25 protein-coding genes are annotated in these 26,102 nt (G+C 60.8%); 15 read left to right on the plus strand and 10 right to left on the minus strand.

Annotated elements, in window-relative coordinates; genetic code table 11:
- Positions 1-81 precede the first annotated feature (81 nt).
- The 11 genes from X728_RS159570 (at position 82) to X728_RS1000000168405 (ending at position 9,059) form a co-directional block, all read left to right on the plus strand.
- Positions 82-1,185: a myo-inositol-1-phosphate synthase gene (locus tag X728_RS159570; protein ID WP_023681094.1), complete on the plus strand. Its 1,104-nt coding sequence runs from the start codon at positions 82-84 to the stop codon at positions 1,183-1,185.
- Positions 1,182-1,778, plus strand: a complete 597-nt coding sequence (locus X728_RS159565) for a histidine phosphatase family protein (protein WP_023826375.1) — start codon at positions 1,182-1,184, stop codon at positions 1,776-1,778. The genes X728_RS159570 and X728_RS159565 overlap by 4 nt, the downstream gene beginning before the upstream one ends.
- A gap of 14 nt (positions 1,779-1,792) precedes the next feature.
- Complete coding sequence (locus tag X728_RS159560) at positions 1,793-2,893, plus strand: glycosyltransferase (protein ID WP_023830885.1); 1,101 nt, start codon at positions 1,793-1,795, stop codon at positions 2,891-2,893.
- Positions 2,893-3,696 (plus strand): sugar phosphate nucleotidyltransferase, encoded by an 804-nt coding sequence (locus X728_RS159555; protein WP_023830886.1) that lies wholly within the window; start codon positions 2,893-2,895, stop codon positions 3,694-3,696. The genes X728_RS159560 and X728_RS159555 overlap by 1 nt, the downstream gene beginning before the upstream one ends.
- A gap of 3 nt (positions 3,697-3,699) precedes the next feature.
- Complete coding sequence (locus tag X728_RS159550) at positions 3,700-4,461, plus strand: TIGR04290 family methyltransferase (RefSeq protein WP_023681093.1); 762 nt, start codon at positions 3,700-3,702, stop codon at positions 4,459-4,461.
- The gene (locus X728_RS159545; RefSeq protein WP_023687790.1) at positions 4,454-5,386 is read left to right on the plus strand and encodes a beta-xylosidase; all 933 of its coding nucleotides are present in this window, start codon (positions 4,454-4,456) and stop codon (positions 5,384-5,386) included. Before X728_RS159550 ends, X728_RS159545 begins: the two co-directional genes overlap by 8 nt.
- 6 nt (positions 5,387-5,392) lie before the next feature.
- The gene (locus X728_RS159540; protein ID WP_031194951.1) at positions 5,393-6,556 is read left to right on the plus strand and encodes a glycosyltransferase; all 1,164 of its coding nucleotides are present in this window, start codon (positions 5,393-5,395) and stop codon (positions 6,554-6,556) included.
- 8 nt (positions 6,557-6,564) lie between these two features.
- Positions 6,565-7,542: a GNAT family N-acetyltransferase gene (locus X728_RS159535; protein ID WP_245266075.1), complete on the plus strand. Its 978-nt coding sequence runs from the start codon at positions 6,565-6,567 to the stop codon at positions 7,540-7,542.
- A 4-nt stretch (positions 7,543-7,546) separates the two neighbouring features.
- A complete protein-coding gene (locus X728_RS159530) occupies positions 7,547-8,449 on the plus strand; it encodes a class I SAM-dependent methyltransferase (RefSeq protein ID WP_023830889.1) in 903 nt (300 codons plus the stop codon).
- Between the two features lie 73 nt (positions 8,450-8,522).
- On the plus strand, positions 8,523-8,741 hold the full coding sequence (locus X728_RS159525; RefSeq protein WP_023681089.1) for a hypothetical protein: 219 nt from the start codon (positions 8,523-8,525) through the stop codon (positions 8,739-8,741).
- 141 nt (positions 8,742-8,882) lie between these two features.
- Positions 8,883-9,059 (plus strand): hypothetical protein, encoded by a 177-nt coding sequence (locus X728_RS1000000168405; RefSeq protein WP_023667969.1) that lies wholly within the window; start codon positions 8,883-8,885, stop codon positions 9,057-9,059.
- Here the strand turns inward: X728_RS1000000168405 and X728_RS159520 are convergent, their stop codons facing one another.
- From X728_RS159520 to X728_RS159495, 5 genes are all read right to left on the minus strand, one after another.
- Complete coding sequence (locus X728_RS159520; RefSeq protein ID WP_023667968.1) at positions 9,060-9,623, minus strand: sigma-70 family RNA polymerase sigma factor; 564 nt, start codon at positions 9,621-9,623, stop codon at positions 9,060-9,062.
- A 623-nt stretch (positions 9,624-10,246) separates the two neighbouring features.
- A complete protein-coding gene (locus X728_RS159510) occupies positions 10,247-11,218 on the minus strand; it encodes an amino acid ABC transporter permease (protein ID WP_023712239.1) in 972 nt (323 codons plus the stop codon).
- Positions 11,219-11,237: 19 nt separating this feature from the next.
- Complete coding sequence (locus tag X728_RS159505; RefSeq protein WP_023830891.1) at positions 11,238-12,518, minus strand: FAD-binding oxidoreductase; 1,281 nt, start codon at positions 12,516-12,518, stop codon at positions 11,238-11,240.
- A 144-nt stretch (positions 12,519-12,662) separates the two neighbouring features.
- The gene (locus X728_RS159500; protein ID WP_023687783.1) at positions 12,663-13,490 is read right to left on the minus strand and encodes a transporter substrate-binding domain-containing protein; all 828 of its coding nucleotides are present in this window, start codon (positions 13,488-13,490) and stop codon (positions 12,663-12,665) included.
- A 299-nt stretch (positions 13,491-13,789) separates the two neighbouring features.
- Positions 13,790-14,992 (minus strand): MFS transporter, encoded by a 1,203-nt coding sequence (locus X728_RS159495; protein WP_023830892.1) that lies wholly within the window; start codon positions 14,990-14,992, stop codon positions 13,790-13,792.
- A 176-nt stretch (positions 14,993-15,168) separates the two neighbouring features.
- Between X728_RS159495 and X728_RS159490 the strand changes: the two genes are divergently transcribed.
- The 4 genes from X728_RS159490 to X728_RS159470 all read left to right on the plus strand — a co-directional run bounded on the left by X728_RS159490 (position 15,169) and on the right by X728_RS159470 (position 18,341).
- Positions 15,169-16,080 (plus strand): LysR family transcriptional regulator, encoded by a 912-nt coding sequence (locus X728_RS159490; protein WP_023691455.1) that lies wholly within the window; start codon positions 15,169-15,171, stop codon positions 16,078-16,080.
- 290 nt (positions 16,081-16,370) lie between these two features.
- Complete coding sequence (locus X728_RS159485) at positions 16,371-16,574, plus strand: hypothetical protein (RefSeq protein ID WP_023667962.1); 204 nt, start codon at positions 16,371-16,373, stop codon at positions 16,572-16,574.
- 221 nt (positions 16,575-16,795) lie between these two features.
- Positions 16,796-17,053 (plus strand): hypothetical protein, encoded by a 258-nt coding sequence (locus tag X728_RS159475; protein WP_023830893.1) that lies wholly within the window; start codon positions 16,796-16,798, stop codon positions 17,051-17,053.
- Positions 17,054-17,366: 313 nt separating this feature from the next.
- Positions 17,367-18,341: a L,D-transpeptidase gene (locus X728_RS159470; protein WP_023691458.1), complete on the plus strand. Its 975-nt coding sequence runs from the start codon at positions 17,367-17,369 to the stop codon at positions 18,339-18,341.
- Positions 18,342-18,426: 85 nt separating this feature from the next.
- Here the strand turns inward: X728_RS159470 and X728_RS159465 are convergent, their stop codons facing one another.
- The 5 genes from X728_RS159465 to X728_RS159450 all read right to left on the minus strand — a co-directional run bounded on the left by X728_RS159465 (position 18,427) and on the right by X728_RS159450 (position 25,468).
- Positions 18,427-20,472 carry an adenylate/guanylate cyclase domain-containing protein gene (locus X728_RS159465; protein ID WP_031194956.1) on the minus strand — a complete coding sequence of 682 codons (2,046 nt, stop codon included), beginning with the start codon at positions 20,470-20,472 and terminating at the stop codon, positions 18,427-18,429.
- 15 nt (positions 20,473-20,487) lie between these two features.
- Positions 20,488-21,312 (minus strand): FecR domain-containing protein, encoded by an 825-nt coding sequence (locus tag X728_RS1000000167670; protein WP_031194959.1) that lies wholly within the window; start codon positions 21,310-21,312, stop codon positions 20,488-20,490.
- Complete coding sequence (locus tag X728_RS159460; protein WP_196815051.1) at positions 21,309-22,526, minus strand: tetratricopeptide repeat protein; 1,218 nt, start codon at positions 22,524-22,526, stop codon at positions 21,309-21,311. Before X728_RS159460 ends, X728_RS1000000167670 begins: the two co-directional genes overlap by 4 nt.
- Before the next feature lie 538 nt (positions 22,527-23,064).
- A complete protein-coding gene (locus X728_RS159455; RefSeq protein ID WP_031194960.1) occupies positions 23,065-24,252 on the minus strand; it encodes a magnesium transporter in 1,188 nt (395 codons plus the stop codon).
- Between the two features lie 499 nt (positions 24,253-24,751).
- Positions 24,752-25,468, minus strand: a complete 717-nt coding sequence (locus X728_RS159450; RefSeq protein ID WP_023830898.1) for a pentapeptide repeat-containing protein — start codon at positions 25,466-25,468, stop codon at positions 24,752-24,754.
- Positions 25,469-26,102: the final 634 nt, after the last annotated feature.

The raw sequence follows: 26,102 nt of genomic DNA on the forward strand, positions 1-26,102 counted from the left end.
TCGGCAGGCCAAGGAACATTCCGGCACGCTGGTGGTTCGGCGGCAGGAACTTACCTTTGAACAGCATAGGGCGGCAGTTTCGTGGGATCGAAAAAGGTTCGTGTCGGTATCGTCGGGGTCGGCAATTGCGCATCCTCCCTGGTGCAGGGCCTCTCCTATTATCGTCACGCAAAAAGCAACGAACCAATCCCAGGGCTGATGCATGCCGACCTCGGCGGTTACCATGTCGACGACATCGAGATTGTCTGCGCATTCGACGTCGCCAGGAGCAAGGTTGGCCTCGACGTCGCTGAAGCAATCTACGCCGCCCCGAACAACACGTTCCGCTTTGCCGATGCGGCGGCAAACGGCGTTCGCGTCGAGCGCGGACCGACACTTGACGGCATCGGAAAATACTTGCGCGACGAAATCGAGGAGGCGCCGGAGCCGGTTGCCGACGTCAGCGAAATCCTGCGCAACAGCGGCGCCGACGTGCTGGTCTCTTACCTGCCGGTGGGCTCCGAGGAGGCGACGCGCTTCTACGCCGAATGCGCGCTTGAGGCCGGCTGCGCCTTCGTCAACTGCATACCCGTTTTCATCGCCTCACGTCCGGAATGGCGCCGGCGCTTCGAGCAGCGAGGGCTGCCGCTGGTCGGCGATGATATCAAGAGCCAGGTCGGGGCGACCATCGTTCACCGCCTGCTGGCCAATCTCTTCCGCGAGCGCGGCGTGCGCATCGATCGCACCTATCAGCTGAATTTCGGCGGCAACACCGACTTCCTCAACATGCTGGAACGCGAGCGGCTGGAATCAAAGAAGATTTCCAAGACCCAGTCCGTGGCCAGCCAGTTCGATGTTCCCCTGGAGCCGGGCAATATTCATGTCGGACCCAGCGACCACGTACCGTGGCTGACTGATCGCAAATGGGCCTACATCCGGGTGGAAGGGACGACCTTCGGCGGCGTGCCGCTCAACGCCGAGCTCAAGCTGGAAGTCTGGGATTCTCCAAATTCAGCCGGCGTGGTTATCGATGCGATACGCTGCGCCAAGCTTGCGCTCGATCGCGGCATAGCGGGAGCACTGACCGGCCCCTGCAGCTATTTCATGAAGTCGCCTCCCGAACAGTTCACCGACGCCGAAGCGCGGCAGCGCACGCTCGCCTTCATCGCCGGCAAGGACGAGCCTTTGCTGGATGCCGCGGAATGACGACAACGTTCTTTTTGATCCGTCATGCAGCTCACGACAATGTCGGCTCCTATCTTGCAGGACGGATGGACGGCGTTTGCCTTGGCGAGGCTGGGAAGGCGCAGGCCGCGCAGCTTGGTGGCCGAATGGCCCGGGAGCCTATTGAAGCCATCTTGTGCAGCCCGCGTGAGCGTACGCAAGAGACGGCCGTGCCGATCGCGCTTGCCTGCGGCGTCGGTGAAATCGCGATCTGCGCCGAACTCGACGAGATCGATTTCGGCGATTGGTCGGGAAAGACTTTCGACGAGTTGAATGGCGATGCCGGTTGGCGGGCGTGGAACGACCAGCGGCAGGAGGCCAGGACACCGAGCGGCGAGACCATGCTGGATGTCCAGGAGCGGATCGTCGCACTGATGAACGCAGTGCGCGAGCGGCATCCGAATCAGTGTGTCGCCCTGGTCAGCCACGCCGACGTGATCAAAGCCGCCGTCTGCAAGGTGCTTGGCTTGCCGGTCGGCGACTGCTTCCGCTTCGACATCGATCCAGCCTCGATCACGACGATCGTGTCGGGTGACTGGGGCTCCAAGCTCCTGCGAATGAACGAAGCTGCCTGACGAGGACTTTCCGGATGCAGATGGTCATTTTCGGTCTCACCGTTACATCATCATGGGGCAACGGCCATGCCACGCTCTGGCGCGGACTGATCCGCGCCCTGGGTCGGCTGGGATGGTGCATCACCTTCTTCGAACGCGATACCCCCTACTATGCCGGGACGCGTGATCTCGATCGGCTCGATGGCGGCAACGTCGTCATTTATCCGGACTGGGAAGACATCCGTCGCGTTGCGGAGCGGGCAATGAAGCAAGCGGATGTCGTCGTCGTTACCTCCTACTGTGCCGACGCCGTGGAGGCCTCGCGGCTGGCGCAGCAGACAGGTCGCGGATTGCGTGTCTTCTACGATCTCGACACTCCGGTCACGCTTGCCCGCATCGAGCAAGGCGAGCGTCCGCCCTATTTCGGACCTGAGGGTCTTGCCGATTTCGACCTCGTTTTGAGTTACACCGGCGGCTCTGCGATCGAGGCGCTTAAGTCGGTTTTAGGCGCGCGTCACGTGGTGCCTCTCTATGGGCATGTCGATCCCGACCAACACCGGCCGGCAGAGAAGCGGGCCGAATTCGCCGGTGATCTGTCCTATCTCGGAACTTACGCGGCGGATCGCCAGGCCGGCGTCGAAAAGCTGCTGGTCCGCCCGGCCGCGCGCCTGCCCGACCACCGTTTCATCATTGGCGGCGCGCAATATCCGCAGGAATTCCCATGGAGCGACAACATCTTCTTTGTCAGGCATCTTCCGCCAGCCGACCATCCGGCTTTCTTCTCATCATCTCGCCTGACACTGAACGTCACCCGGGAGGCGATGGCGCAAAAGGGCTGGTGCCCGTCGGGACGGCTCTTCGAAGCGGCCGCGTGTGGGGCTGCCATCGTCACCGATGCATGGCCGGGCCTGGCCGAATTTTTCGAACCCGGCCGCGAAATCTTGTTGGCGCATGACACCGATGATGTGGTCGCCGCATTGCGATTGCCGGAGCGCGAGCTCGACGGCATTCGAAGGCGTGCCCGCGACCGGGTCTTGGGCGAACACACTTCCGCACGGCGCGCGGCGGAACTGGATCGCATCCTGAACGATGCCTTTCAAAGATCTCCCGGCGAACCGATGAGGGAAGCGGTCTGATGTTGGGCATCGTACCCGCTGCCGGGCGCGGCAGCCGCATTCAGCCGCTCGGCTTCTCGAAAGAGCTGCTGCCGGTCGGTAGCCGGATCGATGGACAGACCGAGCGTCCCTGCGCCGTGAGCGAGTATCTGGTACGGCGCATGGTGCAGGCCGGCGTCGACAAGATTTGCTTCATCATCGGATCGGGCAAATCCGACATCCTTGAATACTACGCCGCCGGCTACGGTGACGCGGCGGCTCTCTTCGTGGTGCAGCCGAACCCCGTCGGTCTGTGCGATGCGATCTTCCGGGCGGCGCCCCTCGTCGCGCCCGACGAGGTCGTCCTGGTCGGCCTTCCCGATACGATCTGGTTTCCCGAGGACGGTTTCCGCCATTTGCCCGACGATCAGCTCTCATTTCTGCTTTTCCCGGTGGATCAGCCGGAATTCTTCGACGCCGTCGTCATCGACGTCCACGAGCGCGTGATCGAAATCCAGGTCAAGCGACAGGATGCCGCCACGAACTGGGTTTGGGGTGCGTTCAAGATGCCGGGCCATATCCTTCATCAGCTTGCGGCACTCTGGCGTGAGCGCGAGCGCAGTGACGAATATATCGGCACTTTGGTCAACGCCTATATCTCGGCCGGCGGTACAGCTTTTGGTGTCAGGGCTGGGTCGGACTATGTCGATGTCGGCACTTTCAACGGCTATCGCACAGCTCTGCGGTTGCTTGAAAACGACGCCCCATCCGCGCACCGCCGGCCCACCATGATCATGCCCGGCGCGCAGTCGCATGTACCCGTCGTTCCTGGCGAAGGAGCCTGAGCCATGCTGCATTCCCATGCCGAAATCCGCCGCCGCATCGATGCGCTCGGCCCATGGTTCCACAACATGGAACTTGCCGGCGTCCAAACCGCTCCCAACCATTTTCTGGGCAACTACCCGCTGATCAAATGGCGCAAATTTGCCAATGCCATTCCCGCTGATCTGACGGGCAAGGCGGTACTCGATATCGGCTGCAATGCAGGATTCTACTCCATCGAGATGAAACGGCGAGGTGCTGACCGTGTCCTCGGCATCGATTTCGATGACGCCTACCTGGCGCAAGCTCGCTTTGCCGCCGAGGTTGCCGATTGCGAGATCGAATTCCAGAAGCTTTCGGTCTACGACGTCGGCTCTCTGCGCGAGACATTCGATGTCGTGCTGTTCATGGGGGTGCTTTACCATTTGCGCCACCCCTTGCTCGCGCTCGACCTGATCCGCGAACATGTCGCCCGTGACCTGATGATCTTCCAGTCCATGCAGCGCGGCAGCGCGGATCTGCCCGAGTTGGAAGAAAACTATCATTTCTGGACGCATGACCTGTTCGACCAGCCGCAGTTTCCCAAGCTGCATTTTATCGAGCACCGCTATGCCGACGATCCCACCAACTGGTGGATTCCAAACCGCGCCTGCACCGAAGCGATGCTGCGCAGCGCCGGTTTCGAGATCGTTCTGCACCCCGAGCAGGAGGTCTATTTCTGCCGCGCAGCCGGGGACCCGGCCGGCGGCGGCGCCATCTACCCCTCGAAAGGACAGCTCCATGATTGAAGCCGCCATGATCTGGAACGAGCCCAACAACAAATCGCATTGGGACCCAGAGCTCGATCCCGATTGGAGCCGCTTTGCCAGGATGGCGATCTTGTCGGCTGACGCAATCGCGTCGGAGAACCCGTCTTTGACGAAAGTACTCGGTGGCATCTCGCCGATAGATCCGGGCTTTATCACCCGCATGAAGGAATTCGGCGTGCTGGACCATGTCGATGCCGTCGCCGTGCACGGCTTTCCGCTCGACTGGAACCTGTGGCAGATCCACGAATGGCCACAGAAGATCGGCGAGATCGCGACCGTCACCAACCTTCCCATCTGGGTCAGCGAAGTCGGCGTATCGACCTTCGGCGCGGAAGAGATCCAGGTCTGGGGGCTCAAGCGCACCGCCGAGTTGCTGATTGGCAACGCACCACGTATCCAGTGGTACAGCCTCTACGATCTTCCGCGCGAATGGGAAGCAACGACGCGGCATCGCGAGGCGGAGGGCTCTTCTTACTATCGACATTTCCACATGGGGCTGCTGCGCCAGGACGGCACGCCAAAACCAGCGCTGGAGGAGTTCCTGCGCTACTCGCCCGCAATGGGGCTGGTGCAGTGGTTTCATTTCGAGGACCCCCGGCTGGACGATGCTGTCGCCTGGATGAAGCGGCTGGGCGTCACCAATATGCGCACGGGGCTTTCCTGGGCAGACAGCTTCCGACCGAACGCGCTGGACTGGTTCGACCGGCAGATGGAGGCACTCGCCGATTTCGACGTGACGGTCACCTTTTGTTTTACACCGGAGCATCGGGGAATGATGCCCCACCACACCAGCCCGCCACTGGTGCCGGAGGAGTTCGCGGAATTCTGCGCAACCATGATCCGCCGCTATGCGCCCGGCATGGCGTCCAATTCGCTCCCGACGCGGCGGGCCTCGGCAGCGTGAAATGTCATGCTACCGATGCATCAGACGCCCGACACATTGGACGAATTAGCGGCACCATCGACAGGTGGTGCGGCGTACGGGACCGAGGCCCAACCAGCCGCGGCGCTCACTGTCCTCAATGTCGCCTACCCTCTCGCACCCGTTGGACCCGATGCTGTCGGCGGTGCCGAACAGGTTCTGTCGATGCTCGATCGGGCGCTGGTTCGCGCCGGCCACCGCTCTATCGTCATTGGCTGCCGCGGCTCCAGCGCGAGCGGTACCCTTGTGGAAATACCGGCTGAAAACGGCGTGCTCGACGAGGCGGCGAAGAGCCGCGCGCAGCAGGCTCATCGCAAAGCGATCGCCGCTGCCCGCGCCCGATGGCCGATCGATGTGGTTCATCTGCACGGCATCGATTTTCATGCCTATCTGCCCGACGATGGTCCGACCCTGGTGAGCCTCCACCTGCCCTTGGACTGGTATCCGGCCGAGGCTCTGCGACCGACGCGCGACGACCTGTGGCTCCATGCGGTCTCGCCCACCCAGCAGCAAACGGCGCCACNGCCACCAGGGGCCAGACTGGTGGCGCCGATTCCCAACGGCGTTGACATCGAAGCACTGAGCCTGGTGCAGCCGAAGCGAGACTTTGCCCTGGTTCTCAGCCGGGTCTGCCCGGAAAAGGGCATTCACCTGGCCCTGGACGCGGCCAAACAGGCGGGCGTGCCCCTGGTCATCGGCGGCAAGGTCTACCCCTACGAAACACATACGCGCTACTTTCGCGACGAGGTCCAATCCCGTCTTGATGCTCGCCGCAGCTTCTTGGGCCCGCTCGGTTTTAACGCCAAGAGGCGCTTTCTCAACGCAGCCCGCTGTCTGGTCATTCCAAGCCTCGCCGCCGAGACAAGCTCGCTTGTCGCCATGGAGGCCCTCGCCTGCGGTACCCCGGTGGTCGCATTCCCGAATGGTGCGCTTGCGGATGTAATCGAGCACGGCAGGACGGGCTTTCTCGTCAATACAGTCGACGAGATGGCCCAAGCCATTCTTGCGGCGCCCAGCCTGGACGCCGAGGCGTGCCGGGTGGAGGCGCGACGGCGGTTTTCGCTGGAACGGATGATCTCGTCGTATATGGCTGCCTATCAGGCGCTGGCACAACTTGGCACAGATTGCCGGCGCTTCGCTGCGGCACCGTGAGAAAAGCAGTGTTGCGCAGTGAAATCATCGATGACCCCGTAAAATTCGATGCCTTGACGCCGCACTGGTGGAAACTGTGGGAGCAGAGTTCCTGTGCGACGCCGTTCCAATCCCCCGCCTGGCTGGTGCCATGGTGGCGCGCATTCGCACCCGGTGAACTGGCGACAGTCGCGGTCTGGCGTGGCGGCGATCTGGTCGGGCTGGCGCCACTCTATCTCGAGCATGGAACGGCCGGTTCGAAGCTGCTTCCGGTCGGTATTTCGCTCAGCGATTATCTGGACATCCTGGCTGTCCGGGATATCGAGGCGGCGGTCGTGTCCACAATTGCCGAAACGATCTGCTCGGTCGGGTGGTCACAATGGATATTGTCTGATCTGCCGCAAAACAGTGCCGGTCTTACGATCGCGCATCCCGGTTTAACGGTCGAGAGGCCGGTAATTCATGCAGCCTGCCCCGTGCTTGCTGTTGCCGGCGACGACACGTTGGCCGGCTGCGTTCCCGCTCGGCGCAGGCGCCAGTTGCGCCGGGCGCGCCAAGCGGCGTCCAGACGCGGCCGGCTCGCGTTGGCGTCAGCCCGGGGCGATCAGAACTTCCTGAACCAATTGATCCGCCTGCACCATGCACGCTGGGTTGGACATGGAGGTGGTGTATTGGCCGACCCCGCCGTGCAGCACTTCCATGGGCTTTCACTTCCCTTGCTCGATGCTCACGGCCTGGTCCGATGCTGGTTGCTCGCGATCGATGGCACGACTGTCGCCGCCTATTACGGATTTCACCACCGCGGCCGCGCCTATGCCTATCTCGGCGGCCTAGATCCTGCATATGCCGAGGAGAGCCCAGGGGCGATCCTGATCGGCCACGCGATCGCGGAGTCGATCCGCGAGGATGCGCGCGAGTTCGACTTCCTGCGCGGCCAGGAGGCCTACAAATATGGCTGGGGCGCCGTCGACAGGTGGACGATGCGGAGGATCTGGACGCGGAGTTGATGTCATGAGTGTGCACGCGCAGCGCCGGACATCGGTCAGACGGGCGGTCGAAGATTGCATGGCCGATGGTGCCTGCGCCGAAGCTGTTCTCGTCAGGCTGGCGCTTCACCTGCCGCCCACAATTGAAGCGGCGGAATTGGCGGAGTTCGTGCTGAAAGTCCGTCCGGCGGATACCGGCGATGCTGAAAGACTGCGAAAGGTCGCTGGACTGCTGCGCCACAGACCGGGCGTCCTTGCCACTTTGCGAGCGACAGGCGGCGCCGTTCGGCATGAACGCGGTAACGGCGAGACGGATATTGCCGTCGTCACGCGGCTGGCCTCGAGTTTTGATGCCGCGGCAGCAATTTCGACAGCCGCAAGTGTCCAGTTAGGATCCCTTGGCGATGACGAGCGGCTGACAGCCATGACCGACGAAATCGTTGAATGGCTCGAGGCGCGAGAATTCACCGGAATTGAACGAGACATTCTCGACATCGGTTGCGGCATCGGACGTTTCGAGCGCGCGCTGTCCAATTCCTTCAAGCGGATGGTCGGCATCGACATATCATCGCGGATGATCTCTGTCGCCTCCGAGCAATGCGCAGCGCTCGGCAATGTCGAACTGCGCCAAACCTCCGGTCTCGATCTGGCCGACTTCGACGACGACAGTTTCGATTGCGTGTTGGCGGTCGACAGCTTTCCCTACCTGGTCCTGGCCGGCATGGCTGAGCGGCTTTTCGATGAAATTGCGCGCGTTCTCAAACGGCCGGGCCGGCTCGCATTGCTCAACTATTCTTATCGCGGATCGCTTTCTTTGGACCGGGCCGACATCGGCCGTCTTGCGCAAGCTCACCAATTGCGGGTCGTCATCGACGGCGAGAAGCCGTTTGGGTCATGGGATGGCGACGCCTTCCTGCTTGCTGGGTGAGACGGAACATTACAGCGCGATGCCGGTTCGGGCGTCGGCACCGATCGGTGTCCTGGATTCGAAGGAGGAGATCATGGCATCCGGCGGCAAAAAGCATTTCGGCCAAGGCAGCCAAGGCAAAGGTGCCGGCGCCGGCGCAATGACCACCTTGGACAAGGACAAGATCGAAGAAAACGCGGTTTTGTCCAACCGCGACAGGAAGCAACATGGCCGAGAGCGCGGGCTGGACGGCAATCGAATCAAGTCCGATCAATTTCAGGATCACGCCGCAAACCGGTTGCTGAAGGACTGACGCCACCGCGCCGCGTCTTGCCGCGGCACGGAGGAAAACTGTGCAAGGGCCGCCGGTGAGCCTCTCGGCGGTCGACAACGCCTTGTAGTGCCGAGCGCTCATCATCAGACTTGGATCTAGGGATGCTATCAAGAGAACGTGATGTCTCATTCGAGCGACGATACCACGGATCTGCTTGTCGAGATGGCAGTGGATCAGGAGATTGCTTCCCTGCTGGCCGCCATAGAGCAGGAAAAGATACCAGACCGCCTATCCAAGCTGGCGATCCAATTGCAAAATGCTCTCGTCGAGAAGCGTCGGCGAGACGTGAAGAGCTGATTATCTGCGGCTGTCGACCTCTATATCGAGCTGACCATCCGACAGCTGATTTCGCCTTTCTATCAATGTCTGCAACGAGCTCTCCCCGAGTAGCTCAAGGATGTTGGCGCGGGCACGGTTCAGCCGGCTCTTGACCGTCCCTACCGCGCAGCCGCAGATTTCGGCGGTTTCCTCGTAGCCCACTCCTAAAACGCCGATCAGCATCAGCACCTCGCGCTGATGTTCGGGCAGCTTTTGGATGGCGCCGTGAACTTCCTTGCTCTGAACGGTCCATTCCTGGGTAGCTTCCGAAATCGGTCTCGAAGACGCGCAGTCGAGAAGGCCTGGCGCTTCCCGTGCAGCGATCTTGATCCGGGTGTAGTAGGTGTTGCGCATGATGGTGAAGAGCCACGACTTCATGCGTGTACCAGGTTCGAACTTGTCGATGTTGGCGAGCCCTTTGGTCAACGTTTCCTGCACCAGATCGTCGGCATCGTCTGGAACGCGGCAGAAGGTGCGCGCGAAAGCCCGCAGGGCAGGTATCAGATCAACGATGGAAACGTCATTGGTTTGTTGGTCGGCCAAGAGATAGCCTCCGGATGACAATGGTCCAGCTCCCAGAAGAAAGAGTGAATGAACGAAGCCAGAGCTAAATGCATGGAAGTTTGGTTCGTTCCCGCCGTTGGAAACAACTCTTCGAAAATTCCACCGGGCGCGAACACGCCGACTACGGTCTTCCCCCAAACACGCCCACTTCAAAGGAACGAAACACCATGCCGAGCTTCATTCCCGGAAGCCTCGCCGGTGCGTTTGGCTGTGCAGGGCATGGACCGAGTCGTGCGGCTGGTAACGCAAACCACTGCCTGACAAACCTATTGGCGAACCACGTGGCGAACTCGGCTACCATCGATACATAGCGATAATGGTTGGCCCGGAGGACATGTTAAGGTCGTTGATTTTATCGATTTGTTGGCGCGGGTGAAATCCAGCAATCGGTCGTAGTTGCCGGGCGGTCGGCCAACGAACATGCTCGTCCAGCACTTGCTCTATTCTGCCCTCCGATCGGGCTAAGCCGATGAAATACCGGGTTGATTCACCCCTCACGACGTCGCCGAACGGCATGCTGTCGCGTACAATCTGCAGCTGCTCTCCGAAGCTGGCTGTTGCGGTGCTGTGCAACTCGCTTTGGCGAAAATCACGGATGACGATCAGCGCTTGAGTGAGCGCCCGAACCGGTCTTCGATCCGCGACTGCAGGAACTCGAGCCCCATCGAGAGCAGCCAATAGATCATCGAGGCGGTGATGAGCATCTCGATGTGGCGGAATTCGGTCTGGCCCTGCGTGCGTGCGAGATACATGATCTCCCAGACCCCGACCACCGAGACCAGCGAAGAATCCTTCAGCATCGCAATGAACTGGTTGCCGGTCGGCGGCACGATGACCCGCATCGCCTGCGGCAGGATGACCAGGAACATCGTCTGGTTAGCGCTAAGGCCGAGTGCCGTAGCACCCTCGGTCTGGCCGCGCGAGATGCTTTCGATGCCGGCCCGGAAGATCTCGGTCATGTACGCGCCGTAGCAGAGCGACAGCGCCATGATACCGGCCGGCACGGCGCCGATCACGTAGCCAATCTGCGGCAGGCCGAGATAGATGATGTAGATCTGCATCAGCAACGGCAAGCCACGAAACAGAGAGGTATAGAAGGTCGCCAAGCCATAGACCACGCCGTTGCGGGAAAGTTTGGCGATGGCGCCAACGAAGGCGATGAGGGTGGCGATGGCGATCGAAATGGCCGAAATGTAGAGGGTCGTCACCACACCCTTCGAGACGAGGAAGCCGATCTTCTTGGCGATGAACGCGAAGGACAAGTCGAAGGAATAGAAAAACAACATTAGCAACACGAACAGCTCTATCCAGACTGCCACAATCTGCTGTTTGCGGCTGAGATACCGCAGCGCGTTCCAGTTCGCCACCAAGATCAATGCGATCAGCACCGCCGAGACCGCCCGCCCGACGTCCGGGTTGGCGGCGAGCCACTCGACGGACCACGGAACGAGCTTGCCGAGCCAACTGGCTTTGATGCCGAGCCCATACAGGCCGGCGGCGATGGCGGCGAGCACGAAGAACACGCCAACACGGCGCGCCGCGTCCGGGTGGTTGAGCAATAGTCGGCCGATCACGTCTTCGATCTCCCTGCGGTCAGCGGGCCCGCTCGCGCCACCAATCCTGCGCCTGCAGCTTCCAGTAGGTGAGTTGCGCAACCGCAAGTCCAGCCGGGCCGCCCGCCCAGGCAAGGCCGAATGGTGCGAACAGCCGGTAGTGGTCCGATTGTCCCAGTATGGCTTCGGCGATCAACTTGCCGGCGATCGCCGTGGTGTTGATGCCATGGCCACCAAAAGCCGTGAGGTACCAGACGCCCGGCTGCAACGGGCCTATTTGGGGCATCATGTGCCGGGCATAAGACATGAGCCCGGACCAGGCGAGTTCGGTCTTGAGGTGTTCGAGCTGCGGATAAGTGGTGACCATCTCACGGCGCAATTGCCTCGCCAACACGCCCGATGAGGCTGCCCGGGTGGTGATGCGCCCTCCCCAGAGCAGCCGCCTGCCGTCTTCGACAACACGGTAATAATCGCCTGCGCGACGGTTATCGCCGACGGCGTCGGTCGTCGTAATCGCCTTGGCGATGAGGTCAGGCGCCTCCTCGCTCACCATAACGTAAGTGGCGATCGGCAGGAATGCCCGCTGCAGCCGACTGACCAGTGGCCCCGTATATCCGCCGGTGGCAACTACGGCCTGGCGGGCGCGCACTTCGCCGCTGTCGGTACGCAAGATCTTTTCGGCGCCGTCAAGGTTGGCTTCAACGGCAGCCGTTCTCTCGTATATCCTGCCGCCCAGCCGCTCGATCTCGCCAGCAACGGCGCGCAGATAGTTAAGCGGATGCATGTGGAAGGCGCTGGGATCGCGCAGGCCTTGGTGGTAGCGATCCGAATGCAGCACCGCTCGCACCTGGTCGCGATCGAGATAGTCGAGCCGATAGTCGAAATCCCGCGCCAGTTGCTCGGCATATGCCTTGAGCGCGGCGCCACCATCGTGGCGAAGCACGCTCAATATACCGGAGCGCGGCTCTGCCGCCTTGATGTCGAGATCGCGGATCGTCTGCCGCACGAAGTCGACGCCTTCGATGGACAGGCGGTGCAGTTTTTGTGCCGCGTCGACGCCGGCCATCGCGGCGATGTTGTCGGTGCCGGTGGCGAAACCGGGATTGACGAAGCCGCCATTGCGACCGGAAGCGCCGAATCCTATCCGCTGCGCCTCAAGCACGACGACCTGCTGGCCGGCGCGAGCCAGCTGCAACGCCGTCGTCAGGCCGGCCAGTCCGCCGCCGACAACGACAGTCTCGCACTCGGAAACGCCGCTCAGCGGCGGTCTGATGGTGTTGTCGGCAAGCGTGCGTCGGTAATAGGTGTCAGGACATGTCATGATCAATATGATGAGGTGGCGGCACTAGAGCATTTTGCAGGCAGGCGGAGCCGCCCGGTGTCGTGGAAATGCGGCTGAACCAAAACAGATGGAGCGGGATGTTCAATTGAATGCACCCCGCTCAAGCTTTATCCACGATGCCTCTCAGTCAGAGCTGTAATCCTTGCCGTACCACTTGGTGGTCAGTTTCGCGAGGGTACCGTCCTTCTTCATCTCGTCGAGAATGCCGCCGATCTTGGCATTCCACTCGGCATCACCTTTTTCCGCGATCACCACCAGTGGCTCACGGAAGGCATAGCCGCCTTCCAGGACACGCAACGGGTAGCCGTTCTTTATCGCGTTCTGAGCCGTCTGTTCTGGTGCGATGACCGCGTTGAGGCGCACGCCGTCGCCGAGCCTCAAATCGTCGAACGGCAGCATTGAGTCAGCGAAAGTCCTGATCTCACCGGGCTCCAGCTTGTATTCGATGGGCGGCAGGCCGGGAGCATCGATCTCGAGTTGTCTACGGATGAAATCCTCCGACGTGGTGGCGGTCTCGACGCCGATGATCTTACCGTTCAGGTCGGCGACCGATTTGGCCGGGCTGTCCTTGTGAACCACGTAAACGTAGGGGCTATAATAATAGATGCCTTCGAAATCGATCACCTTGGCCCGCGCTTTGGTCGGCGTCACCGAGCCGACACCCAGATCGTAGCGTCCCTGCCAATGGCCGCCCGTCATCGTCGCCCAGTCCGGCGTGTCGAAACTGACCTCCACACCGAGGCGCCTTGCGATCTCCTTCGAGACGTCGATATCGAAGCCGACCAATTGATTGCTGTCGTCGAGGAAACTCTGCGGCGGCCAACCGCTGTTTGTGGCGACCACCATTGCCTTCTTCGAGGTAACCCGGTCGATGGTTTCACCCGCCGACGCCGCAGACGCGAACGCGAGCGTGGTAGTGGCCAAGGCCAGCCACGCGATCAATTTCCTCACTTGAACCTCCCTCTTCATGGTCATTCAGACATATGCTTCCCAGAGCGCGCTCCCGTAGAGAAATAGCAATTGAGAGCGCGGCATGAGATCGATCTCATATCAGCACACATATCGACGAGGGGATCAAGTCCTTTTTCAAATAGCCAGTTGTCCTCCGGGGGCGCAAAGCATCGGCACCCGCACGGTGCGGCGGAACCCGCGTTTGATGTGACGCGCGTGACTTTCAAGACAGAGGAAACGAAGATCTACTTCAACCTATCACATCATTGCCAGATGGGCGGCACAGGATGGCTTGCTGTCTACGAGTTTCCGATGTTCCGGTTAAGCATGGGTGCGCGGCACACCGGCAGCAGCACCAGCAGGATAATGGCGGAATCGACCCAGAGGACCCTGTTCACGCCCATCGTGTCGACGATCTGACTGGTCGCTAGGGTACCCACGGAGATGGCAAGATTGAAAGTGAAGCAGTAGATGGCCGTCGCGGTCTCCGCGCTTTCTGATGCTGCACTCAGCACCCACGTCTGCAGCGTAATGGGCGCCGCGCCATACGCGAAGCCCCACACCAGCAGCAGGATGGTTCCTGTGAGCGGCGTGACCCCGAGCAACGGGAAAAGAGCCAGCGTGGCCCCGAGCCCAATGACGACGCAGGCCAATGTGCGACCGACGGATTTTGCGGCCCAGACGCCTGCGACGGCGTTGCCAATCATTCCGAGAATGCCATACCCCAACAGTAGCCAGCCTATGCTCCCTGCAGTGACGCCCGAGACCTCCAGCAACACCGGGCTCACGAAAGTGTAGGCACCGTAGTGGGCAGCCACCAGCAGTGCGGTCGCAACCACGCCCGCCAGAAGGGCGGGATTGCGCAATTGCGCACGCAGGGCTTTCACCTCCACAGGCTGCGCCGCCTCCAGCTTCGGAAGCACAAGCAGGGCGGCGAGCAGTGTGGCAAAGCTCAGGCCGGCGAGAGACCAGAACGCGCCGCGCCAGCCGACTAGATCACCGATGATCGTGCCGGCCGGCACGCCCAGCACCGCAGCGGCACTTACACCGCCGAAGACAATAGTCATGGCGCGCGGCACGGACGGTCCAGGAACAAGGCGTACTGCGATGCTCCCGGCTATCGCCCAAAAGCCACCGATGGTGATCCCGACGAGCAGCCTGGACGCGAGCAGAACGGGAAAGTTCGTTGCGAGCGCTGAAATCACGCTCGCTGCAGCCATTACCGCGAGCAGGCCCGCCATCAGAATACGCCGGTCGAGCCTCCCCACTGCCAACGGCAAACCGATAGAAGCGAACGCCGCAATTACGCCGGGTATCGTCACCGTGAGACCGCCACTCCCAATAGAGACATTCAACTCGGAAGAAATTGCCGGAATCAGCCCCACAGGGAGTTGCTCCGCAGTGATCATCGAAAAAATACCCAGCGATACAGTGAGCACGGAGAGCCACATGCGAAAAGTGGCTCCCTCTTTCTCCCGAAGGGCTGCTTTGGTCAGAGACATGATCACCTCCAGCCCGCGAGAAGGCACTCGACGCCAACGTTTCGGGCAAACGTTAGAGAGACGGATCGGGCAATTGATCCCGGCCTGGTTTCAGATAATCTGTCCACTGCGGATTGATAATCGAGGGAGATATGGATGGTGAATTCACGAAACGTGAATGAAAGAGGTGATTGCAGTTGGACCGGCTGACCAGCATGACCGTGTTTGCCAACGTCGTCGGTGAAGGCAGCTTCGCTGGAGCGGCCAAGCGGATGCGACTATCGCCAGCGGCCGTGAGCAAACATGTCCAGATGCTGGAAGAGTGGCTTGGCGCACGCCTTCTCAACCGGACGACCCGGCGCATAAGCCTGACAGAGCTCGGCGCCTCCGTCTACGAGCGCAGTCTGCGCATAATCGAGGATGTCGAGGAAGTTCGTACGAGCGCGGCCGAGAGCAAGACACGTCCCACCGGCTCACTGCGTGTCAGCGCGCCGATCTCCTTCGGCGCGATGCACCTTGGGAGAGTCGTTGCAGAATATCTCGCGGTCTACCCGGAGGTGTCGGTTGAGTTGGTGTTGGACGACCGTGTGGTTGACATCGTGGAAGAGGGCCTGGATGTCGCGGTACGCATCGCTCCACTCACGGTTTCCAATCTGGTTGCTCGCCGAATCGCGCCTTCACGCGAGGTGGTCTGCGCTTCGCGCGATTATCTGGACAGACGCGGGCGTCCCACAAAGCCGTCGGATCTCCACGACCATGATTGTCTGGACTACGCGTTGCGCGCCAGCCGCGGAAAATGGCGGTTCGACGGACCAAAGGGGGAAGTGGCGGTAAAAATCACTGCACGGATGACGGCAACGAACGGGCAGCTCCTGCGCGATGCGGCGCTGGGTGGAGCAGGCATAGTACTTTGCCCCACTTTCCTTGTTGGAGAAGCCATTCGTTCGGGCCAACTGGAGACAGTGATGCCCCAGTTCAAGCCGGTAAGCCGGTCGATCTACGCGATGTACCCGTCAAGAAGGCATCTTTCCGCCAAAGTTCAAAGCTTCGTGACGCTTCTCGCCGCCCACTTTGGTGAGAACCCACCTTGGGACAACTTTGGACCATGACGACTGGAATGTTGAGCCCAGAGGCCGCGCGCACTTGCACGGCCTTACTGTGCATGGGACCAGCACCCAGGGCCAAGGGGCGGTGCATATCGAGCCGTCCAGCACCTTTTCGAGACTGAAGCATCCGCTATTTGCCGACGGTCAGTCGCTGAGGCTCAATCCACCGCCCATCCTAAGCGCCGCCACAGCGCAAGTTGTAGCATCTGCGGTGTCTCTGGTTCTCTGCGGCCACCGGCGGAACGGGTTGTAAGCAGGCGCGTTCCTCCAGCGTCAAGCTTGGAGAACATACCATGGATGACGAGCTGCGCCTGAAGTTACAAGAGCTGAGCCAAAGCATGCAAACGCGAGCGGCCGAACTTTCGACGCTCGGCGGCAGCGCAGACATAAGTACGGTGATGTCGGGGATCGCCGTCGCTCTGGAGGCGCTACTGGTGATTGCCGAAGAGATGAAAACGCCACGTTCCGGCCCTTCGGTCCTGCCCGACGCTACATGAACATCTCCGATCGTTTGGGAGAGGCTCCAGAGCGAGAGCGCCTACCGCTCACCAGCAAATCGCTCGCCGAGGAACTGGCTTTAATCCACATTCTGGGTTGGAGAGTGGAGAGCGCAATCTACTCGGTGGAGTACTCCAGGTGGGGTGAGCGTCGGCAGAAATGGATTTTGCACTCGACGATGCCTTTTGGGTAATCGGGGACGGCCTTAGGACGGAGGACCATGGTGGCTTGGATGGCCGCAATTTGCCCGATTACAGATGAGCAGGCGCTCGTTAATTCGGAGACAGTTGGTGACATCCGGGAGTTTCGCTGTCCGAGTTGCGGCGACTTCAAAATCACGAACTCGGCCACCGCGATGTTCAAAGGCCTATCGGCAGAACAGAAGTTGGAGCGCTTCGAATACGCTAGAGCAATCGCGGGCGACAACGCGATCACAGTGACGACGGAACATGGATCTATCGATACCGAAGATCAATAGAATACCCGCCCGATAAGCCGGTTCCCAGCGCATCTCCTCACTTGCTGCCCTGAGACCATTTGACTGCCGGTCCAGGTAGTGGGCAGTTTGAAGGTAGAAGCTCACGTCAACATGGCCAGACCATTTTTACACTGCCGATCTGCGCGGCCAGCAACGCCTCTCGTGAGGGGCAAGGCATGGGCATCAAACGTCTCGGACCGGTCGGCAGCGTAAGGCTGGTTGCCTATGATCCCCTACCGGCGAATGGAACCAGATCTGCCACAGCGCGTCATAGAAGCAGATCAGGTGCGATTTAACGTAAGGAGTGAAATCGATGATCAGGCTCCTTCTCCTCCTCGCCATTGCACTCGCCTTCGCATGCGGCGGGACGGAGGCGGCCAAGCTGGACCTAGCCGCGGTAAATCAGGCGCAATTCTCCGCCGGCGATCCGAAAGGGCTCGATCCTGCCGTGCTGAAGGCGCAAATTTTTTTGGATCGTGCGCGCTTCTCACCGGGGCTCATCGACGGCCGCCTTGGAGAGAACTTCGCCAAGGCGGTCAAGGCCTTCCAGGCGTCGAACGGACTGGCGCCAGATGGCAAGCTCACCCAGGCGACTTGGGACAAGCTGATGGCAACCTCCACCAGCCCAGCTCTGATCACCTATGAACTGACCCGCAAAGATGTACGCGGCCCCTTCACCAAACGCATTCCGGGGCGCATGGAGAGGATGGCTCGCCTGAGAAGGCTTGGCTATCACGACTCGATCGAGAAGCTGGCGGAGCGCTTTCATGTGAGCGAACCATTGCTCAGGAGGCTAAACCCAGGCACCGGATTCAGGAAAGCTGGAACCACGCTGCTGGTACCAGATGTTGGCCGGGGTGAACCTCCCGCCACCATTGCCGGCGTCGAAGTCGACAAAGGCGCTCATCAGGTGCGCGTGCTCGACCCCTCCAATAAAGCGCTTGCCGTCTACCCTGCCTCGATCGGGAGCGACGAGAAGCCGGCACCAAGTGGGCAGGCAGAGATCCAAAGGGTGGTGCACAACCCGACCTATCACTACGATCCCGATTTTGCATTCAAGGGAGTCAAAACCAAGCGGCCCTTCACCATTGCTGCCGGCCCTAACAATCCCGTGGGATCAATCTGGATCGACCTCTCCATCGAAAGCTACGGCATTCACGGCACGCCCGAACCCGGCAAGATCGGGAAGACCTTCTCTCACGGCTGCATCAGGCTAACGAACTGGGATGCCGAGGACCTCGCCTCAATGGTGCACAAACATATGAAGGTGACTTTCAAGGACGAGTGACGCAAGCCGTCGCATCCCTCGATGTCGCCGAAACAAGATGTCCGTCGGTGCCCGTGACAATCGCATCCTGCGACCCGTTGGCCGATCAGCGCGTGCTTCGGGTTCGGGGTGCAACATCAAGCGGCGCCATTTGCACGGATGGCGGCGAACCAACCACCATGGCGGGGGCGCCAGATTGCTCACCACGTTGGCTCTCTAGTTCGCGGCTCATACCTTGTTGAGCAGCTTGCATCTCCGGAACGGTGAAAACCGGGACCTCGCCCTTGAAACCCTGGAGCTCAAAGGCGCCCGCCTGGACGACCGGCATCGATGCTCCTGCCGCAAAGCCGGGTCCAAGCACCAGGGGGATGCCCAGCTTCTTGGTCGTCGATTCGAGCCGTGCCGCGCGGTTCACCGGGGAACCGATCGCGGTGTAATCGAAGCGCCGTTCGGAGCCGAAATTGCCTACCGAGCAGATGCCGGTCTCGATGGCGACGCCGATTTCGATGGAGCGATGGCCATCCGCGGTGAAGGCGGCGTCTTCGCGCCTCACCCGCTCGATAAGGGCCAGGCCCGCGTCGAGCGCACGCTCACGATGATCGGGTTGATCTAGCGGTGCGTTCCAGAAGGCCAGCACCGCATCGCCCATGAACTTGTCGATGGTGCCGTCGCGCTTGAGGATCTCATCGGTCGCAATGCCGAGGAAATGGTTGACCACCTTGGCGATGTCTTGGGTGTCGAGCTGTTCGCTCATGGTCGTGAAGCCACGTATGTCGCTGATCAAAATTGTGATCTCGCGCTTCTCGCCGGACAGGATTGCCTCGGTGTCCGAGCTTGCGAGGCGCTGCACCACGGAGGGCGACAGATATTGGGAGAACTGTCGCGTCAGGGTGGACCGGCGCTGCTCGCTGCGCCTGTAGAGGACATAGCCTTCGAAGCCCGCAACCATGATGGTTGCAAGCGCCGGCTGCAGCGGGTCATAGAGTGCACCCTGCAGGCTGTACTCGAGAGCGCCGAACACGAACGGCGTGAGGGCCAGCAGCGCCAGGGAGATGGCGCCAAGCACGACACGCCCGGCGAGCACTCCAGAAAGCCCGATGAAAACGACGGCACTGAGGAGAAACCAGAGCCGCTCGAGCATACGCGCGTGCGCTGGCTCTGCCAGGAAGCGCCCGGCAAGCATCTGGCCGATCGCATCGGCGTGGATCTCCGCTCCTGGTCGCGCTGGACTCGTCGGCGTGGGCAGGTACTGCGTCAGGCCCACAGCCGACAGGTCGACAATGGCGATGGCGTCCCGCAGCCGCGGATCGCCATGGCCCGAAAGGATAGTGCTGGCAGACAGGCGAGGCGTGTCCGTGGCGGTTTCCCAGAGGCGGATGCTCCCCTCCGGCTCGAGCGGCACAATGGCGCCTGCCATCCTGAGTGCGTCGAACCCGGCTGCATTCATCCGGGCTGTGTAACCGTCCTGTCCAGCGTAAAGGCGCAGGAGCTCGAGTGCGAAAGACGGCCACAGCTGCGCGCGTTGAGGGGTATTGCGAAGCCAGAGCAGCGGCACATGGCGCAGTACGCCGTCGGGATCGGGCAAGGAGCGAATCACGCCGAGGCCTGCGGCGGCGTTCGAGAATTCGGCAAGCGAGCCGGTAAGACCGGTGAAGCCGGGAAGTGTATCGGGTACTTGCCCGACGATCGACCAGCCGGCTTTGGGTTCTGCTTCTGAAACCGTCGCTTCATTGCCCAGGCTAACGGCAAGCGCCGTTCGATTTTTGGACAGCGCCGCTGCCAGGCGCTTGTCTCCGGCGATGCCCTCAGGCGAGGTGTCAGCCTCGGGGAGTACCAGCGCAAGCCCGACCACCGCCGCACCGGATTGCGTGATGCCATCGACCAGATCGGCCAAGAGGCCACGGTTCCAGGGCCATCGCCCATGTGCCTTGAGGCTGGCGTCGTCTATCGAGACGATCACGACAGGATTGCTCGTCGCCTGACGTGGGGCGAGAAACTGATAGAAGTCGTACGTCCGCTCACGCAGGCGCGACAACGGCCCGTCAAAAGCCAAATGGCAAGCGAGCAGCAGGAGCACGACCACAAGGCCGGATATTTTGCGCCTGCCGGCTTGCCGCCAATCAGCCCAGCGCCTACCGACCGAGTGGCTCATCTCGTGCAGCCAGGCCTAATCGCAGTTGTAGTAGTAGCAGCAACCCTCACCCTCACACTCGCCCCGCCGCCCCCCGCTGCCCGCAGGTGGCGTTGGGCTGTCAGGGAATTCCATGACCACTCCTGGAAGTGCGCCGTCCCTGGACCCGCAGACTTTGAGCGAGGAGCCTAGAGCCGACGCACAAATTGCGCTTACGTCCAACCCAGGACCCGGTGCGCCCGGCAGGCCGGTTCCCGCTATCCGGTCGATACTGTCCAAGATCGGGAAGGCGTCGATGCCGCCGTAGCCGGCCAGAAGCTTGCCATCGTCCGACGTGCAGGCGTAGCCCGGGTTCGTGATGACCAGCCGTTTGCCATTGATCGTGCAGGTCATGCGGCCGGCGCGCAATATGCCGACGGTCTGGCCGGCTGCCACCAGCACTTCGATGATGCCGCCTCTCGCTCCGAGCACCATGTGCGGCGTCGCAACCTGCATGACGCCCCCTTTCGAAACCTGGCCGCCATAAAAACGGGCCAGGCCGCTGTTCATCCCGATGTCGATCTTTCCCGACCCGGAGCCCGGATTGTAGACGAACTCATCGATCGTCAGGCTGGTGTTTGGACCAATCTTGGCGCTCGATTCATCCCGGAACACCAGCATTCCGAGACCGGTGGGATTGCTGCGCAACTGGTCGCCGAGTTCGATGCCGGCGCCAACGTTCATCGTCCCGCCGTTATTGCGGACGATGATGGTCTGATAGGCCGTCATCGACCCGACCGTCTCAGCAGCGGATGGTGCCGCGAAGGCGAGGCAGGCGATAAAAACGACGATCTGATGATACCTCATCGCGGCCTCTTTCAATTGAGCGTCAACGTATAGCTCATGAGCATTTCGAACGATTTTCGGTCGCGGTTGGCGAGGGCGAAGTTGGTTTTGCGGTAGGCGAGATCGACGCTGATCTTCTGCGCTTCCGTCAGCTGAAAATCGCTTTCCGAGGCAATGCGCCAGAAGTCGCTCTTGATATTTGTGCCGATGCCGACGGACAGATCGGGAGTGTCGCTGTGGCCGGCCGATAAGGCGATCTGGTGCGACCATGCGAAAAAATCCGGTACGTTCATCAACAGGCCGCCATAGCGGACCTCGCCCGTATAGCTGCGGCTGATTTCGCCCGATCCGGAAGCGAAGTCATTCGAGCCGACAAAGCGCAAGCCGAGCGCCTGGCCATTGCGGAAGCGGTAGCTGCCGCCTGCCTCATAGAAGACCCTGCTATCGGCGAAAATGCCTTGCGAGGCGCTTAGATCGATGTAGCCGCCACCGGCGAAGAGCGTCGTCTCGACCGTCGGGCGAACGACGAAACGTCCACTGAGGCCGATACCGGTTTCGTAAATATCGCTGTCGAAACGATCCGTAGCGGTGAACGCGGAAAGCAGCAGGCGCAGCGAATCGATCCCGCTGTTGGGCAGTCCCTTGTCCCAGGTAATTGCTGCGTTGCCGTGAATAAAAGTCTTCTCGCCACCCGGAACCGACAGGTCTTCCGTGAAGAGACGCTCTGTCGCGGTCAACGACCCCGAAAGAACGAGCGCGTCGGCACTTGGCGTGCCGAGGTCCCACCGCACAAAACCTTCCGCCTGCCCGTAAGGCGAGACGAAGCTGTCGTCGTCCTGCGCCCCGCCTGGCTCAAAATCGGTGAATGCGCTGAATACCCCGCCGGTCAGGGCGAGTTCCCAGGTGACGCCACGCAACGCGCGCTCGATGCGGGCGAGCAGGCGAACAGCTTCCTGTTGCTCACTTGCGGTCAGACCTCCGACTTCGATGCCGTACTGCACCTGCCGCCGGGCCAATTCATAGGACCCTACATGATAATACAACCGGCTGGCCGCAAGCCGGGCGCGCGCATCGCGCGGGTATTGGATCAGATACTGCTCGATCGAGGAGATCGCCTGATCGTATTGCCCAGCATTGACCGCAACCGTGACGAATTGGGCGAGCGTTCCATTGTCGGCCGGACTGGCGATGCGGGCCGCAAACGCATCGTCATAGGCCCCAAAAAGACCTTGTGCGCCGGCCGGCAACACGCCGGCACAAAGCAGCGCTGCGGCGACGCCGAAGATCGTTCGAAACGAAGATTGCATGCCGAGAACCCACCCCAAACCCGACTAGTGCGAGAGATTTAGCACGACTGCAAGAAAAAGGCGACTGAACGGTCGCCGGACTTATGCGAGTCCTCAGCAGCTGTTGCAGCTGCGCAACAAGATATCGGGTTTATTCCTATTTCGGCTGCGCTGATTGTCAAAAACTCTTCTCGACATTGCTGCACGTGATTGAGGTATTTTGGCCCAAGGCTTAACAAACTCAAATCTCATCAGTAGTGGATCGCCCAGCCGAGAAGATTAATATTGGGTGGGCGATTCTGCGTATCTGGTCACCATGCTTCAAGGTGACCCACGGCTTCTCCAAAGGCCTTCCGTCGCGTTTCGCAAGGGGCCGGAGAGCTGCCGAAAGGTGTTCTCACGACGCGTGTGCGATTCGGCCTGGGTCTTGCAATTTCTTTAAACGCGACGAGGTCAGCTTGTTGCCTCCGACTCCAGGGGACGGGTCAGCGGACGCAGCTTGCTAGAGCACGAGCATGGTTGCCAGCCCCAGCATCAGGCCCATGCCTACAATATCGGTCACGGTGGTGAGGAAGATCGCCGAGGCGACCGCCGGATCGGCGCCTACCCGGCGCAGGCTCAACGGGATCAGCACGCCGGAGATGCCGGACATGAGGCACGATCCGGACATGGCAAGCAGGATCACAAGTGCCAGCATCGGCGCCTGCGCCGCCGACGCCGGTTGCATCGAGGCATAGAACCACATCGCCGCAGCCGCAACAACGCCGACGAGCGCGCCGTTGGCGGCCGCGAGCGCGCCCTCTCTCATCACCAAGTGCAGCTTCGGTCGTTTGTCCACATCCCCCAGGGCAAGGCCACGCAGCGTCATAGCCAGTGCCTGGCAGCCGGTGTTTCCGCTCTGCCCGGCCAAGACTGGGAGAAACGCCGCCAGAGCGACGATCTTCTCGATCGTGCCTGTGAACGAACTGACCACGAATGCGGCCATGAAGGCCGTCAGGAGATTCAACTGCAGCCACGGATGGCGCTTCAGGAAGGCTGAAAACAGCGGCGTAAAAGAGCGCTCCTCCTTCTGGAGGCCGACCATCTGGCCAGACTGGGCGGAAATCTCGATGATTTGCTGCTCGAACAAGCGCCAGCCGCGAACCTGCCCGAGCAGCCGGTTCTCCGCATCCACCACCGGATAGACAGGATAGTGACGCCGTACCGCCGCCTTGCATGCGTTACTCAAAGAGAGACCGACATCAAGAGCGAACGGCCTGGGCAGCATGATGTGATCGACAACCGCGTCCGGTTCGCTCAGCATCAGATCGCGCAGGACCGCCAGGCCAACCAGTTTATTGCCCTTGTCCGTGACGTAGAGATAAGTGAGCTCGGTCGGCACCTGGGCGCCTCTGACAGCTTCCACCGCGGCAGCAACCGTCGTCCCGACAGGAACGCTGGCGGGGATCGGGTCCATCACCTCGATGAGCGACTCGGGGATCGCGAAACCCATGTCACCATCATGAGAGCTGATGGGCCGCATATGCTGTGGCAAATGCTCGGCCACCTTACGGGCGTGCCCGTCAGGCAACAGCTTTAGTGTGTCGCGGATGAACTCGGGAGACTCTCTAGCGAGCAATTCAGCTGCGTCATCAGGTGCTCGAGCACGCAGCGTGCGCACCAACTTCTGAACGCCGGTCTCTTCGTTCATATGATATGGCCCCCCAATTGAAAGTGAAAAAGTTGTGAAGTATCGGATCGCACCGGGGCGGAAATACGACAGTTCTTCCGGCCCAGCAGTCCGCCTTGTGGTTCTCGCAAGCGCCGCCTGCACGCTCCTAGCTTGAGAAGGCAAAGCAGACGTCTACATTTTGGGCGTGCCCTCGTCAGGTCAGCATGCGAGTGTCCGCGCTATTTCCCTCGCTTTTCAACCTTTAGATTTGGGAGGTCGGGTCGCTTGGATACCACACCGGCCTCCTTCAAGGCGGTGTATCCAACCTTTTTGAGGAGCTTCTCTGTTTTGGCGCGCTCCTTGTCCAGAGCGGTATCACCTTTGACCTTGGGCATCCGTCCTCTATTTGGTCGTTGTCGTTCGCCGGTAAATGAGATTGCCGGAAATGTCCCGCAGTGTCGTGCTTTGACCCGCGGCCGAGGACTGATTGAGGCGCTTTGCCGCCCGGCAGCCTTTGGGCGGGAAGCGGACGGGCGGGCTATTCCTGCTGGAATTGACAGGGCCAATTTTCTGGCCTCGTCATGCCAGAAGGCAACTCGGTCCGGGCGTCCCCGCAAGCCATGTTGAGCTGCCACTGGGACAGACCCGCCGAATTGGATAGATCGAGGCCCTCGATACGGGTCAGAAAGAAAAAAGCGCCCTCAAAGTCTATCGGTGCGGTGAACTTCGCTCCTCGGAAGTCCGCCCGCGCGAGATTGGCAAACGAAAAGTGGCTGCCGCTGATATCGGCGTCATGGAACTGCGCACGCCCCAATTCCGCCTTTGTGAAATCAACATTGACCAGATTGGCGTCCTGGAAATTCGAGCGCTGCACTTCCGCGCCCGTAAACACGGCGCCCTGCGCGTCCATATGGCTGAAGTCGGTCCTGTACGCCTCGATTTTGTCGAACCGGGCGCCTTTGGCGGTCGAGCCGGCCAGGGAAGCGCGCACAAGCGATGCCTTCTCAAAATTTGCCGCAAGGAGATTGCTGTTCCTGAGGTCGGTCGAAGTGAAATCAACACCGAACAGGTTTGCCCCGCTCAGGTCCTGTCCTTCTAGGATGAGAAGCTTTTTGTCACACTCCTGCCAATTGACGCCAGGCGTCGCGGCTGCGTAGCAATCTTGAGCGGCGGTGGCGTTTTGCCAAGCCAATACTGTGCAAACCGCCAGAACCAAGCCGGATCCGCCGTAAGCTCTGGTTCGTCTCAAAGTCATTGTTGCTGGACCCCTCTGCTACTCGTCGACAATCAGCCTTACCACATCTGCTGACACTCGAGCCACGGTAACGACCGCCGTCACAGTTGCGCATCAACGATCTGCCGATAGCCAGCAGCAGCTTGCGAAATTATCGAGAGGTGGGGAAAGGCTTTGACGGTAGAGTGCTTTTTCGCGGATGCGCATGAGCGCCTCAAGTGCACGAACGAGGAGCGTGAGCAGCGCCTGGAGGAGCTTCTGACGCTCGCGAAGGAAATGACGGGGAGCGTAGATCCGTTGGATTTCATAGAAACCTGGATATCCCCCGGCCAGAGACACCATCCAAAGTTCGGTGGTGACCCTCCCAGCGCCGGCGGGGCGGAGAGCGACAGCCTGAAGCGTGAGGCCGTGACAACCATAGTGACTGTCAACGAGCGCCTTCCCGTGGTTTGAGCCATCAGTCGTGTGAACCCATCCTGTTGCACGTCGTAGCCGCCGATTGCCGCACGAATCGCTGGAAGTCTTTCGAAGCTGAAATTCTTGGGTTACGTGTGACAGGTGGCATCCCAGAAGGTGAATCGACGAACGGACTGACGACTATGTTGATCCAAAGGCACATACTTTCGGGAAAACGCTCAATTCACAAAACAAAGAG

The organism is Mesorhizobium sp. L103C119B0 (assembly GCF_000502235.1).
Taxonomy (GTDB): Bacteria; Pseudomonadota; Alphaproteobacteria; order Rhizobiales; family Rhizobiaceae; genus Mesorhizobium.

Excerpts from the sequence above, each read along its gene's own strand:
- X728_RS159565 (WP_023826375.1), top strand. The coding sequence starts at position 1,182 with ATGACGACAACGTTCTTTTTGATCCGTCATGCAGCTCACGACAATGTC.
- X728_RS159560 (WP_023830885.1), top strand. The coding sequence starts at position 1,793 with ATGCAGATGGTCATTTTCGGTCTCACCGTTACATCATCATGGGGCAAC.
- X728_RS159555 (WP_023830886.1), top strand. The coding sequence starts at position 2,893 with ATGTTGGGCATCGTACCCGCTGCCGGGCGCGGCAGCCGCATTCAGCCG.
- X728_RS159550 (WP_023681093.1), top strand. The coding sequence starts at position 3,700 with ATGCTGCATTCCCATGCCGAAATCCGCCGCCGCATCGATGCGCTCGGC.
- X728_RS159545 (WP_023687790.1), top strand. The coding sequence starts at position 4,454 with ATGATTGAAGCCGCCATGATCTGGAACGAGCCCAACAACAAATCGCAT.
- X728_RS159530 (WP_023830889.1), top strand. The coding sequence starts at position 7,547 with ATGAGTGTGCACGCGCAGCGCCGGACATCGGTCAGACGGGCGGTCGAA.
- X728_RS159525 (WP_023681089.1), top strand. The coding sequence starts at position 8,523 with ATGGCATCCGGCGGCAAAAAGCATTTCGGCCAAGGCAGCCAAGGCAAA.
- X728_RS1000000168405 (WP_023667969.1), top strand. The coding sequence starts at position 8,883 with ATGTCTCATTCGAGCGACGATACCACGGATCTGCTTGTCGAGATGGCA.
- X728_RS159505 (WP_023830891.1), bottom strand. The coding sequence starts at position 12,518 with ATGACATGTCCTGACACCTATTACCGACGCACGCTTGCCGACAACACC.
- X728_RS159495 (WP_023830892.1), bottom strand. The coding sequence starts at position 14,992 with ATGTCTCTGACCAAAGCAGCCCTTCGGGAGAAAGAGGGAGCCACTTTT.
- X728_RS159485 (WP_023667962.1), top strand. The coding sequence starts at position 16,371 with ATGGATGACGAGCTGCGCCTGAAGTTACAAGAGCTGAGCCAAAGCATG.
- X728_RS159475 (WP_023830893.1), top strand. The coding sequence starts at position 16,796 with ATGGTGGCTTGGATGGCCGCAATTTGCCCGATTACAGATGAGCAGGCG.
- X728_RS159470 (WP_023691458.1), top strand. The coding sequence starts at position 17,367 with ATGATCAGGCTCCTTCTCCTCCTCGCCATTGCACTCGCCTTCGCATGC.
- X728_RS159465 (WP_031194956.1), bottom strand. The coding sequence starts at position 20,472 with ATGAGCCACTCGGTCGGTAGGCGCTGGGCTGATTGGCGGCAAGCCGGC.
- X728_RS159455 (WP_031194960.1), bottom strand. The coding sequence starts at position 24,252 with ATGAACGAAGAGACCGGCGTTCAGAAGTTGGTGCGCACGCTGCGTGCT.
- X728_RS159450 (WP_023830898.1), bottom strand. The coding sequence starts at position 25,468 with ATGACTTTGAGACGAACCAGAGCTTACGGCGGATCCGGCTTGGTTCTG.